Source organism: Bacillus sp. SA1-12 (genome assembly GCF_000981385.1).
GTDB lineage: Bacteria > Bacillota > Bacilli > Bacillales > Bacillaceae > Metabacillus.
On record NZ_LATZ01000120.1, the window covers coordinates 326257 to 339952 of the forward strand.

Here is a 13696-nt window from a genome sequence, read left to right on the forward strand (position 1 = left end):
AAACTTTGTGAGTGGCCATACAAAAGGAAATGAAAACGGACAGGTATTAACAGAACATAAAATTCCCCTTACTGCGGCTGAAGTGGGATTTCTTTGGACTCAATATATGAATGACAGCTTGGCAACCTGTGTTTTTAAATATTTTAAAAGGACATGTGAAGATATAGAAATCCTCAAGCTTATTGAAGATGGCATTAGATTAACGCAAAAAAACCTTACGACCATAACAGCTATTTTTAATGAAGAGAACCATCCAATCCCAGTTGGATTTACGGATGAAGACGTTAACGAAAATGCACCAAGATTGTTTACAGATACATTTATGCTTATGTACTTCCAAAAAATGGGTAACATTGCTATGGCAGGTATTGGTGTCGCCATCGGGGTTTCTGCTCGTGAAGATGTCAGTCATTTTTTTAACGAACTGCTTGTTTCTTCTGCAAACTTGCACGATAAAGCAAGAAAATTAATGCTAGCAAAGGGCATTTATATTAGACCGCCGCAAATTTCAACGCCCGATAAGGTTACTTTTGTCAAAAAACAAAGCTTCCTTTTTGACTTTATTGGCCAGCAAAAAAGACCGTTATCAGCGATCGAAATTACCCATCTTTATATTAACGTCCAAACAAACGCTTTAGGAAAAGCGATGATGATGGCTTTTGCCCAGGTCTGTAAAAATGAAGATGTTAAACAATATTTTATGGCAGGAAAAAACATTTCCAATAAACATATTAATAAATTTAGCTCTATTTTAACCAATGGCGATGTACCAGCCCCTATGAATTGGGACTCTAATGTTTTAGACAGCATGGTTGCTCCCTTCTCGGATAAATTAATGATGCTCCACACTACTGGAATGATTGCAATCGGGATAGGTAATTATGGAACGGCTGCAGGTACCTGCCATCGATTGGATTTAAGTGCTACATATACAAGACTTTCAGCGGAAATTGCTTTGTATGCAGAAGATGGGGCAAATATTTTAATAAAACACGGCTGGCTTGAGGAACCGCCACAATCAGATGATCGTCAAGCACTTATTAAACAGTCCAAATAAACGAATCATTTCCTGGGGAAGCGCAAAAACTGACAATTTCCGTTCATATGAAAGAGCGGCCATTTGAATGGCCGCTCCCTCCTTTTTATATTTCAAAAACTCATTATTTGTTAAGCCTGTTGATTAATAGTGGTAAGCTCAACTGTTTCTATTCGTCTTTCTTGCTCATTAGAAATGCTTGCTGCTTGATTTATTAATGTTAAGTTTCGAATATCTTCTTCTGTAATCGTAGGTTCGACATTTCCTAAAATGTTATTTACCCATTGAACCATTGGGCTTTGAATCGGTTCAGGCAATTGCTCAGGAACAGTCCACCCATCACCTAACTGCTTGCTTTTCAAACGGATATTACGTTCTTCAATTAATAATGTTCCTTCTGTGCCATACAATTCAAGCTGAAAAGGACTGCCGTTTGCTAAGAACCCGGTTTCTAGAGTTCCAAGTGCTCCTGATTCGTATTCAATGACCGCGACTGCATTATCATCTACTTCATAACCTAATGTGTTTTGCAAGCGGGCAGTTACTGCTTTAGCAGGACCAGCCAAACGATTCGTTAAGTAGATTGGATGGGCACCCAGGTCAATGAACGAGCCTCCCCCACACTCTTCTTTATTGAAGAAATGATTAGGCAGCCAGCCATTTGGATTCCCTTCGAAAGGAACCGCACCATTGTGTGCTAATCGGCACCGGATGGATGTTAATCTGCCTAAAAGCCCTTTATCAATCGTTTCTTGAGCAAATATGTAATAGTCTTCCGTCAGCCTTGGTAAGGACACCATTAACTTCACATTATTTTCCTTTATTACCGAGAAGATCTCATCACAATCTTGAACCGTAAACGCTAACACTTTTTCTGTGAAAATATGTTTTTTATGTTTTGCTGCAAGAATAATAACTTCCTTGTGAAGATTTGTTGGTGTATCTACAATAACAGCATCAATTTCTGGGTTCTGTAACACTTGTAGTAAATCAGCTTCAAATGCTACATTAAGCTTTTCAGCCCATTCTCTGCCCCTCTCTTCATTTTCATCCCAAACCACCTTAATGGTTACGTTTTCATTTTCAGACGCCTGACGGGCATAATCTTCAGCATGGACATGCCATTTGCTTAGTAAGGCAACATTTAACATGGAAAAACCTCCTTAAATAAGTAAAAGAAATAGTTTCAAATGTTGTGAAATCTAGTGATGTCAGAGGAATAAACAACAGAAGCGATTTGTTATTTACTCCCCTCACGTCATAGAAGGGTGCGAAACCTGAAATTTTCTTCCTCTAAAAGACTCCGCACATTTTTTATTTCTCAATCGTATGTAAAGCAACTGATAAACTGGCAAAATCTCCAACCTGTTCTTCCAACCCTGATGGCAGAACCTCGCAAACGGAATTTGTTATGTTTAAGGATTCTTTTTGGAGTTCTTCTTTGACAATCGGCTCTAATATGTCCTGCTGGCGACCATAAATACTGCCGATTATAATTCTTTCCGGATTAAGAAGATCTACTAAGATTGCTAATCCCCTGCCTAATTTTCTTCCAACTTCATGATACACTTTAATTGCAAGCGGGTCACCTTTTTCTGCAGCAATCCCTACACTTTTTGCTGTAATCATCTCTTTTTTCTCCAATGAAGGGCAGAATGATGGGGCCTTCCCTTCGTTAATGGCAGATTCTGCCATTGCTTTTGCTAAATTGGCGATTCCCCCTCCACTGCAAAAGCCCTCAAAGGAACCATATTTTCCATACCCAAGCGGACCATCTTCTTCAAGTCGGATATGTCCCACTTCCCCTGCCATATCATTGGTTCCTGTATATAAACTTCCATTCATGATAAGACCTGCACCCATCCCTGTGCCAAAGGTTAAAAAAATCATGTTGGAAGCCCCTTGTCCTGCTCCCCATTTCCATTCTGCTAAAGCACAAGCATTAGCATCATTTTGCAATCCCGCAGGAACACCGTATTTTTGCTTAAAAGGGGTTATGACATCTACCTTATCCCAATTAGGAAGATTTGGAGGGGAAAGGATCAAACCTCTTTTACTATCAAGCGGGCCACCACAGCTGATCCCGATAGCATCAATGGAACCTAGATTCAGGACTTGGATGATATCATCTATCGTATCCTCCAGCTGTTTAATGGCTTTTTCAGGTGACGCAGGTGTTGGGAATTGTTTCTTGTCAAGGATCTCAATACGAGAACCAATTACTCTGCCAATCGAAACAGCGCATTTTGTACCGCCAATATCAAGTCCTACTAATATATTTCTCCGCATTCCCAAAAAACTCCTCCTCCAGCATAATACATAATGAATGATAAATTGGCAGATGTCTTTCTTGAATAGATGGTGTATCATTCCAAGGAACCTTTATCGTCACATCGCAAACATCTTTTATTTCCCCGCCGCTTCTCCCGGTTAGACCAATTGTGCACATGCCTTTTGCTTTGGCTACTTTAAGGGCCTGCAGCACATTTTTAGAATTGCCTGAAGTACTTATGCCGAATAAAACATCGCCTTTCTTTCCATAGCCAACAACCTGTTGTGCGAAAACGAGAGATGGATCAACATCATTTGAAAAGGCTGTCATAAGTGCCGAATGGCTAATAAGGGAAATAGCTGGAAGGGCTCCTTGCAAATGATTGATAAGGTATTCTGCATCAGACGGAGCAACCTCGAAGAGCCGTTCTTGAAAATCCTTATCGATAGGCCTTTTTAAAAGGAAGCCTTTCATTAATTCACCAACAATATGTTCGCAATCTGATGCACTTCCGCCATTCCCGCAAAGTAAAAGCTTTCCGCCATGGTCAAAGCACTCCTTAAGTATAAAAAAAGCTTCTTCAATATCAGCCAAACAGGCGGATAGCTCGGGATATTTTTTTACTAATCGAGTCATTTCCTGATTCATCATGTCACCACCTATTTTATACAGGAGCAATAATCACCTGTATGCCCCGTTTCTCAAATTCCTTTACCATTTCTTTGTCTGCAAGTTCGCTTGTAATGAAGATGTCAGTCTCTTCGAATTGACAAAATGTGGTCAAACCTGCTTTTTTGAGTTTGCTATGATCTGCAACAACAACGATTTTTTGTCCTGCGCGGACCATTGCCCTTTTCATATTTGCCTCGTATAGATCTGAACTAGTAAAGCCTTGTCTTAAAGAGATTCCAGACGTCCCCAGGAAGACGTAATCGGCATTATAATTTTGTAATTCGATCTCCGCTTGCGGTCCTACTAGGCTCATTGAATTTCTCCTTAATTTTCCGCCTAATAAATAAATTGACGCTGAGTCATCTTTGCTGCATTCCTCGGCTACATTCATTGCATTGGTGATCACGGTCAGATTTCCGCTTTCAGGTAAGTTTTTTGCAACATACCAAGTAGTAGAGCCTGCATCCAAAATAATAATTTGTCCCTCTTTTACTAATTGCGCAGCTGCTTTTCCAATGGCAATCTTTTCCCGAGAGAATTGATGGGTTCTTTCGTCTACCGGAAGAATAAGTGGTTGACTTTGCGGCTCTTCGATTAAAATTGCCCCGCCATAATTTTTCTCAGCAATTCCCTCTTTTTCTAACAGTGCTAAATCCCGCCGAATCGTTTCCTCGGATACATGCAGCAATTCAACAAGCTCTGAAACTTTAACACTTTTATTTTTAATTAATTTCTCTCTAATCATCTTACGACGTTCCGCCACGATCATCGGACGACTCCCCCTGGCTCTAGTAATTGCTCTTTTAAGTGATGAAACGCTTGTTTAATAAAGTCTTGATTGCCAAAACTTCCTGATTTTAAGACAAATAACATAGGATCATTTATTAAGGAAATGCATGATGGCAATCCGGGCTGTATTTCTTTCCACACTCTCATCCCATTTATTTTTAGTCTGTGACAGACAGCCGCAGATGTATCACCGCCTGCGATCACGAAACGTTTTTGTCCTGTTAGTTGAAGAACAGCTTCTGTTATTTCGGCAAGTGTGCTTGATACCAACTGGGATATTTCTCGATTATTTAATCCTTGCTGAAAAGCTTTTTGTTTCGTTTCTCTCACCATGACAGGATGATTTGTGGAATGAAAAATGACATTTTTTCCTTGATTCATATTGGCTGCCATCTCATTTATTAGCTGTTTTCTCGTGTTTTTGAATTGTTGCTTATCCAGCAAGGAAAGGCTCTCCAGTTCAAATACGCTAGCACCTTGTTCCTTCATATATTCGATTTGCTCTATTGTTTGCGGAGTTAAACTTCCTGCTGCACAGAATAATCCTTTCTCCAGATGGTATTCAGGTATCCTTTTGGGAATTTCTTGTACAGGCTTTTTTCCAATAACTGTGGGCAATTCCTCTGCTAATGCTGAGCTACCAGCTAAAATGGTGAAATCATGAACAGCATGTGCGATTGTTTGTAAATCAGCTTGGTCTGTCACATCTATAATGACATATTGATAGTCTTTTTTTAGAGAATAAATCGTTTCTCTAAGTATTTCTGAACCTTGCTTAATAATTCCTTCTTTTATGTTTGTTACTTTTCTTTTAGTCTGCGATTTTAGAATGTCGACTAAATTAGAGCTGGACATCGGATGAACAGGGTCATGGCGGAACGCTGAATCTTCTAAAAGCTGTCCGTATACATAATGCATCCCATGGATGGTTGTTCTTCCATTCTTAGGGAATCCTAGAACAACAATTGCAAAATCTTCTTCAAGTGCGTCAAGCATAGCATCAAATTCAGCCCCGATATTTCCTCTGAACACGGAACAGGTTTTATTAAAAAATTGTGTTATCCCTCTTTTTTGTAATTCCTTCGTTGCTTGGAAAACCTTTTGGTAGGCAGTTTTTGCCTCATCAAACCTGGAATTTGTATCAAATATGATGACATCTGTACCTTTTAGTTGGATGTCTTCGGACTGGATTGACGAATAAACATCAACGTTATAGTTTGATTTTGCAAACATGATTCCAATATCATTTGCACCTGTAATATCATCTGCTACAACACCAATCATTGCATTTGCCACTTCCTTCTTGATTTATATCCAGAGAAGTGGAGAAAGTCCTCTACTGTGTCAGTAGATAAGGGAGTGAATTCGAAGCGTTTCCCCTTAGCAGTGATTACCATTCGGGATACCATCTCCAAGGTTTCAAGTGCCATTCTTGCTTCTTTTATGCTTGTATCATATACGAGCACCCCATGATTTTCCAGTAAAAGGATGTTAGCCTTTGCCGCTTTCTTTCTGACTGCTTCTCCAAGCACGTTTGAACCAGGATGAAAATAAGGTATCCGTTCCACTCGTTCGAGGTAATACATAGATTCAACAAATAAATTTGATGGCAGATCCATTTGAGTGCATGCAACCATCGTGCTATAAAATGGTGAAGCATGAATGACAGCTGAAATATCAGGTCTTTCTTGATAAATGGCGCGGTGCATTGGCATTTCCTTAGAAGGCTTTCTCTTTAAATCAGTGAGGCTGGCGTTAAATTGGCACTCAATGAGATCCTTATCTGCTAATTCTCCAAGATATGTACCGCTAGCGGTAATAATGCAGCCCTCTTCTCCGATCCTTGCACTGATATTACCAGCATTCCCCCATGCAAGTTGTTTATCGATCATATACTGTCCTAATTGTTTTAACTCTTGAACTATGGGATTCAAAAGACACACCTCATTTCTTAATTATAAAAGGGAGGATTTCTGGAAAGGGGGACATCTAGGCACAGTCCCCTCTTAAGTCCCCCTCCAGAACAGAAAACACGTAATTTATATGGATCTCTAAACCATTTTTGTGTTTTTTGGGGAAAGTTTCCTCCCTTTCTCACCACTCAAGCAAATTCGTTTCTGCTACTGCCTCAGATTCATTAGCAGGAATCCGGAATGTTTTTATTTCGGATGGATTGAAGTGTGCTTTGATCTGTCTGTTCCATTTTGGCAGTGTGATGATGGCAGTTGTAGCGTCGTTTGATGTTTCGTACGCACGGAGGATAAGATCATCATTGTCTTCTGCTTTCTTAACAACACTTACAATCACATTTTCTGTATCTACAGTTAAAAAGGAATCTTTCTGCGGTAGAGTACCTTTATGATACGTTTCAATGATCGTGACCGGTTTTTGATTTAGTTCCGCCGCTCGTTTAACGGTTCCGGCTGTTTCCCAGTTATCTTTATGCGGAAGCATGGAATAGGTGAATGTTTGAATTCCTTGATCAATAAAGGAATAATGGCCGTCTTCCTCTGGAACTAATGGGTCATGGTGAGCGTAGATCGGGCTGCGCAGAACCGTCATGCTCATTTCTTTATTATGAATATCAAAGCTATACTTTCCATCATTAAGAATGCTTAATCCATACATTTCCCCTGTTTGAGGATGTGTCCCCGATACATCGATCCAGTTCTGGCCAGGCTCTTCTTCCCCATTACATTCCCTTACAATCGTTCCATAAGGAATTTCGTAGGTTGCTTTTCTAAACACGAGATCTACAGGGAACTTCAGTTTTAAAAGCTTAAATTTCTCCTGCCAGTTTAATCTGCAATGAACATCAATTTGTTCTAATTCCTTATACATTGTAAAGTCTTGTACGAATGTAGAATTACCGTATTCACTAATAACGCGAATAACCGATTTTACCGGTCCATGCTCTACACGTTTTACGCTTTTTGCTTTAAAAGAACCCGCTTCTTCTTTAAACTGAAGGACATTATGTGACCATGTATCACTTTGATCATGGATGACAATTGGTCTTGCTGCCGGACCATCCAGTAATTCGAGCTCATTTGTTTTATCAAACAAGCTTGTTACAAAGCCAGTCTCTGCGTCAATTTCAACGCGGATTGTATCGTTTTCTAAAACGGTATCATTTGCAGGTAAACCAGGGGACTCCTTTGAAGCTTCCGCTCGCAGCAATTTATAGACACGGTATCCCATCGATGGTAGATCAGCGATAAAACTTATTCGATAGCGTCCGCCTGCAGTTGCATGTGATTGAACAGTTTGCAATGGAATTTGTTTACCTTCTTCATCGACCAAAATATCGCCTGCTTTTAATCCGCCTACTTCTAATTCGACGTTAACCCTACTATTCCAAGAGTGAGGATTAAAAACGACGATAGGCTTCATCCCCTCAATTTCTTCAATATCTATTCTCCATGATAAAGCTTGAACGGCATAATTTAATCCTCTGCTGCCGATCGACATCGCCTCACCATGCATATTCCTTGCATCCTCGTAGGCTTCCTCTAAGCTTGTTCCTGCTAAAATATCATGAAATTGATTGAATAACACATTCTTCCAAGCTCGGTCATACTCCGTGATCGGATAGTTTTGGCTTGTTGCCCAATTAGCGATTGCAGAGAATTTTTCCGCTTTGATTAACATATTTTCTGCTTCCCTATTCCATTTTTTAATACCTGAATGAACAGCATAACAGCCGCTTGCATGATGTTGCAGGTCATCGTGTACGGTTGGAAACGGAAGATCCTTTTTCATTATTTCTTCAAAGAATGTATTGGGTGTGCTAAAGATCAGTGTCGGAAAAGACGGGTCTTCGTTTAAATTCTTGATGCTCTCAATATTCTCCTTAGTTGGACCTCCACCATGGTTACCGACGCCATAGAAACACATTAATTCATCAAAGGGTGTTTTTAATTCTCCGGCATTACGGCGGATATGCTTATCTAAATCCTTGCCCCACGTACAATATTCAAATGGGATACGAAACGCTAACACCTGAGAGCCATCATCCGATTCCCACCAAAAAAGCCTTCCAGGAAGCCCTTTTTCCTGCGGATTTGGGCGCATGAAGATGTAATAATCCATCTCGCTTTTTTTCAGGATTTGAGGGAGCATGCCATGATGTCCAAAACTGTCTACATTGTAGCCGACCTTCGCTGTTACCCCGAACTTTTCCTTAAAATAAAGTTGGCCATATAGCCCTTGTCGAACAAAGGATTCCCCGCTAGGCAGATTGCAATCTGGCTGTACCCACCAGCCGCCAACGATTTCCCAGCGCCCCTCTTTAATGCGCTGCTTGATTTCTTCAAACATTTCCGGCTCATTGTTTTCAATCCACTCATAGTTTGCTGCAGAGCTATTTGTAAACACAAATTCAGGGTATTCCTTCATGCGGTCAAGTGCTGAGCGAAACGTAGCTTTTGTTTCCTGAAAGCCTTCTTGCCACTGCCATAACCACACAGGGTCTAAATGTGCATTTCCAATCATATGCAATGTTTTCTCTTTTGTTTTGGATCGTTGCTTTTCTTGGACCACTGTTGTTTTTTCAGTCATCTTTATTTCCTCCCCATGTCATAAAAATAGTTGGTTCTATGGTTGATGAACCAATCGTTGATTGTTGGATCGAGATTAATGCTTCAGCCTGCTGGCCAAAACGTTGTTCTCCAATAGTTACGTCAACAGCAATTCGTTCTCTATAACCAACTGCTTCCTTTGGTACAGTAATGGTTGTTTTATATAGGATGGCTTGCCTGCTAGGCACAAAGGCAATACATTCACTTGTCTCTATTATCCAGCCTTTAGGTGCAAACATTTTCGCTTTAACTTCTTTTTCCTCGTTAAAGGGATTTTTTATTTCTACCTCTATTGTAAAACTTTCCCCTTGATTGACAGTCAGCTGGTATGGTTGAATAATTGCTGCAAATCCATCAGCGCCAAAATCGATTTCCTCTAAAGGAAGCAGCTCACGATGTATCTTTTCTAGTAGTCTGCCTTTCTCAACAATCTGGTTTAAATAATTTTCTGTTACGGAGATTGGATCCCAATGTCCTGAAAGAAGGAGATCCGGTTTAATCGTTTTATAGAGTTCAGCGCTATCAACATAGTCCCATATACGAAATTTGTTATGGTAAACATAGTTAGCGTCTTCATTTCCTTGATATTGATCACCAATTGCGATAACCCGTTTTCCATCCACTTCAAATTCGATCGCCGCTGCATATAGGGTATGTCCTGCTTGTTGATACAAGGTGAGATCATATTCTTCCCATCTTACTTTTTGTTTCAGTGGCAAAATGCGGTCAATAGATATAGGGTCATACCATATACATGGCAGATCATATGTTTTAGGATGTTTTAAAATATCGGCAAAGTTTTCAGGGCACCATATTTCTGTTCCTTCAACATCCCTTAGAAGGTTCAGTCCTGCGACATGATCATCATGATAATGAGTTGGAATGACAACATCAATTTTATCTATTTCATATTGTTTCTTTAAGGTTGAAATGGTATAAAGCCATGGCCGACGTGAAGTCCTGTCAGAGCCTGCAGCAATTCCTCCAATAAAGTCATAGCCAAAATCAAGGAATAACGCCTTCCTGCTTTTTGAGATCAGCACATAGGAGTTTGCCATACTTGTTCGATTCATTAATAGATTCTCAGTGATCCGTTTATATGGTTCCTCTCTTAGTTGAAACAATCTTGGATTTTGCTTGCGTTGTTTCATTAGATTTGTAAAGCGGTCTACTAAAAGATTAATCGATTCTATTGGTTGATCCATCATTTCTCCGTGTGACGGGAGTAAAATATCTGGTTTTCTGTCTTTGAGATCCAAAAGCGAAAGAATACTTAAAGCAATTCCTTCGCCCCCGTTATAGGACCATTGTGTTGCTGATAAAGACCAAACCTTTCCAGGAGCGTAAATCAAATCCCCTGTAAAAGCAGTTCTTGTGTTATCAATTTCTGCGAATATGGAGATAGACCCAGTTGTGTGGCCCGGTGTAGGCACAATCGTAAAATGATTTCCATTAAGCATAATTGTTTCATAGTCTTTTAACGTTTTATGAACAGGCACTGATTTGAAGAGGGAAAAGCGATCCTGCCTCATGTTATAGTTATTGTCGATTGTCCTCGCCTTCCAATGCTCATCGACATGCTGAAATAAATCCTGTTCTGTATGAGGGACCCGAATTCGAATTCCTTTCCTCGCTGCAAGCTCAAGTCCTTGTGCTTGATCGCGATGATGATGGGTCATAAAAATATCTGTTACTTCTTCTATCCCGATTGATGGCAATTCAACAAGTACATCTCCACTGCCAAAATCGATAAGGATGGCTTTTTTTCTGGTTTTTATGACGTAGACGTTACAAGTATCCTTATAGACATAAAGATTAGGAGAGATTTGTCTCATCATTATTATTCACAACCTTTATTTCTGCTGATATAAAATTCCTGATATGGCTTATGTAAGTTGAAATGTTTTCGCTTTATTAGTACTGCCTAAGAAATGTTCGATTTTTTCAATAACTGTTGTTTCTACTGCATTTCTTCCTTTCATTAACTGCTCTTGAACGAGAGCTTTACATTCCTGATTTGTCATCCTTTCCTCCCGCCCTAGTGCTTGCAGTAAGGATAGTTCTAAATCAGTAGCGATATTTACCTTGCTGATTCCGCCATTGGGAATAGCTATTGCCTCTTTCATCATTTCCGCTGGGACGCCGGAACCGCCATGAAGCACTAGGTGTACTGGAGTTAAATGGCGTATGGCTTTTATACGATCGAGATCTATTTTCGGTTTGCGGACATGATATACACCGTGTGCAGTTCCAACAGAAACGGCTAGTGCGTCACAACCGGTTTCGGTTACAAATCTCCATGCCTCTTGTGGATCTGTATAAAGCTCTTCATCTGTATCTGTTTCAACAAAATCTGTCGTCCCTATTTTGCCAAGCTCTGCCTCAACAGAAACTCCTCTTGTATGAGCAATATCGACGGCTACTTTACTTATTTTGATATTTTCATCAAGTTCTTTCTCTGAAGCGTCAATCATGATCGAGGTGAAACCAGCTTCTATTGCAGCCTCAATAATGGAAAGCTGCTTTGTATGATCAAGATGAAGGACAACTGGAACAGTGATATTCTCTTCTTCTACCGCATGATAAAACTCTTCTGCCATTTCCATTGGGGTAATACCATAGCGTACGAGCTCCTTTTCAGAAATTTGAACAATGACAGGTGATTGTGTTTTCTGTCCTGCACGTAAGATTGGACGAATCATAGGTGTATACCTTGGTGAAAAGGAACCAATTGCATATCCGTTTATTTCGGCATTTACTAATGCTTCTTTCAATGTAAGAACATTTTTAAGCTTCATATTCTTTGCCATTAGAGTAAACTCCTTTAGTGTTTTATTTGGTAACGAACTCTGTCATTCTGTGATAGTAATCTCTTAATGAATGTTGAAGCTTCATATATCCATCTTCATAGATTTTGTGATAAACCCGATGTGCTTTTTCGTTTGGGGTAATGAGTGTTTGCTGGTTACGTAAACAAGAAGTAGCTTCGTCTGCGTTTTGATAGACTTTGCTGCCAATTCCCGCCATCATTGCCGCTCCCAGTAAAGTTGCTTCAGAAAGATGACTTGGAATGGTTAATTTACAGTTGGTAATATCTGCTTTTATTTGCAGCCAAACTTTGTTTTTTGTTCCTCCGCCAACAACATTAACTTGGTTAATTGGACTTTTTGTGACCTTTTCTGCCGATCTTTTGATCGATTCCATTTCAAAACCAGTCCCTTCCATCATCGCCTTCAATAAATCCTGACGCTGATGGGAGGCATTAACGCCAATAAAAGCAGCTTTTGCATCGGGATCTTGGTTTGGCGCACCGCTGCCAGATAAATAAGGATAGTAGAGAATCCCGGTAGGCTCAATATCCGCAAGAGAAGATAAACGAATGATTTCTTCATATGACAATGTTTGATCTGATAATTGACTTCTGAACCATTCGATCGAACCCCCAGAGGATGAAATTCCACCCATCCAAAAATAGCTGTTTGGTACGATGTGGGATCCAAAAGACAGCCCTGATTCATAGTCATTTTTTGATAAATCTCTTTCTTCTAGTGACCCTACTAACGTTTCAGCAGTGCCTATTGAATCAAAGACAATTCCAGGTTTAATTGCTCCAACTGCGAGAGAGGCGCATACATGATCATGCCCGGAGATGGCAACAGGAATTCCAAACCCAATCCCAATCCTTTGAAGATCTGTCAGACTCGTTTCCCCCATAATCGTTCCGCTTGGAAAAGCTTGCGGAAACAACTGATCTGCCAGATCAAAATGGGTAAGCCACTCAAAATCCCAGGCTTTTTGATCGATTCGAAAAGCAAATGTTCTTGCCGCAAGGGTGTAATCGGTTGCTAGTTTACCTGTTAGTCTATAGGCAATATAGTCTGATGCAGATAACCAAACAGCTTTTTTTAACAAACCATCATCTTTTGCTTTTAAGGAAAGAATTTTGGCTAGGCCATATTTGTAGCTAGTATGCAAACCAGTTTTTTGAAATCGGTAATAAGGGTCATCTTCCTTTTCGATTTGAATTGCTTCTTTTATAGCACACCGACTGAACCATGGAATAAAAGCTGTTTTTGGCCTCCCTGTTTCCCTATCAAGCAGCAGCCCTGTTTCTGCCATGCTTGTAATGCCAATAACGGAAACCTTCACATTTCGGTTTGACATCACTTCATCCAAACATTCGTAAATCTTTTTCCATACATCCTCTGGCTGAAAAAATGGGTTTCCTTCCTGATCATAATGTGTCACCATTGGTCGGACAGCGATCTTTATAACTTCTCCATTTTCTTGAAATAGGCCTGCCTTACAATGTGTTGTGCCTATATCAATCCCTATTATCGCCATTTG

11 protein-coding genes are annotated in these 13696 nt (G+C 40.0%); 1 reads left to right on the top strand and 10 read right to left on the bottom strand.

The features are described 5' to 3' along the window. Positions 1–7: 7 nt before the first annotated feature. On the top strand, positions 8–1057 hold the full coding sequence (locus WQ54_RS23475; RefSeq protein ID WP_046587869.1) for a DUF3231 family protein: 1050 nt from the start codon (positions 8–10) through the stop codon (positions 1055–1057). Between the two features lie 110 nt (positions 1058–1167). On the opposite strand, the gene WQ54_RS23480 is transcribed toward WQ54_RS23475, so the two are convergent. From WQ54_RS23480 to WQ54_RS23525, 10 genes are all read right to left on the bottom strand, one after another. Then, positions 1168–2187: a Gfo/Idh/MocA family protein gene (locus WQ54_RS23480; RefSeq protein ID WP_046587871.1), complete on the bottom strand. Its 1020-nt coding sequence runs from the start codon at positions 2185–2187 to the stop codon at positions 1168–1170. A gap of 163 nt (positions 2188–2350) precedes the next feature. Continuing rightward, the gene (locus tag WQ54_RS23485; RefSeq protein WP_046588056.1) at positions 2351–3325 is read right to left on the bottom strand and encodes an ROK family protein; all 975 of its coding nucleotides are present in this window, start codon (positions 3323–3325) and stop codon (positions 2351–2353) included. Next, entirely contained in the window at positions 3297–3959 is a 663-nt protein-coding gene (locus tag WQ54_RS23490) for an SIS domain-containing protein (protein ID WP_231597623.1), read from the bottom strand. Before WQ54_RS23490 ends, WQ54_RS23485 begins: the two co-directional genes overlap by 29 nt. 13 nt (positions 3960–3972) lie before the next feature. Continuing rightward, positions 3973–4749, bottom strand: coding sequence for a DeoR/GlpR family DNA-binding transcription regulator (locus WQ54_RS23495; RefSeq protein ID WP_046587875.1), 777 nt, complete (start codon positions 4747–4749; stop codon positions 3973–3975). Further along, positions 4746–6053: a four-carbon acid sugar kinase family protein gene (locus tag WQ54_RS23500; RefSeq protein WP_046587877.1), complete on the bottom strand. Its 1308-nt coding sequence runs from the start codon at positions 6051–6053 to the stop codon at positions 4746–4748. Before WQ54_RS23500 ends, WQ54_RS23495 begins: the two co-directional genes overlap by 4 nt. After that, positions 6050–6712 (bottom strand): class II aldolase/adducin family protein, encoded by a 663-nt coding sequence (locus WQ54_RS23505; protein WP_231597624.1) that lies wholly within the window; start codon positions 6710–6712, stop codon positions 6050–6052. Before WQ54_RS23505 ends, WQ54_RS23500 begins: the two co-directional genes overlap by 4 nt. A 151-nt stretch (positions 6713–6863) precedes the next feature. Next, positions 6864–9329: an alpha-mannosidase gene (locus WQ54_RS23510; RefSeq protein ID WP_046587878.1), complete on the bottom strand. Its 2466-nt coding sequence runs from the start codon at positions 9327–9329 to the stop codon at positions 6864–6866. Further along, positions 9322–11187 (bottom strand): MBL fold metallo-hydrolase, encoded by a 1866-nt coding sequence (locus tag WQ54_RS23515; RefSeq protein ID WP_052737933.1) that lies wholly within the window; start codon positions 11185–11187, stop codon positions 9322–9324. The genes WQ54_RS23510 and WQ54_RS23515 overlap by 8 nt, the downstream gene beginning before the upstream one ends. A 48-nt stretch (positions 11188–11235) precedes the next feature. Next, a complete protein-coding gene (locus tag WQ54_RS23520; protein ID WP_084822294.1) occupies positions 11236–12159 on the bottom strand; it encodes a class II fructose-bisphosphate aldolase in 924 nt (307 codons plus the stop codon). 22 nt (positions 12160–12181) lie between these two features. Further along, positions 12182–13693 carry an L-fuculokinase gene (locus WQ54_RS23525; RefSeq protein WP_046588062.1) on the bottom strand — a complete coding sequence of 504 codons (1512 nt, stop codon included), beginning with the start codon at positions 13691–13693 and terminating at the stop codon, positions 12182–12184. Between the last annotated feature and the right edge of the window lie 3 nt (positions 13694–13696).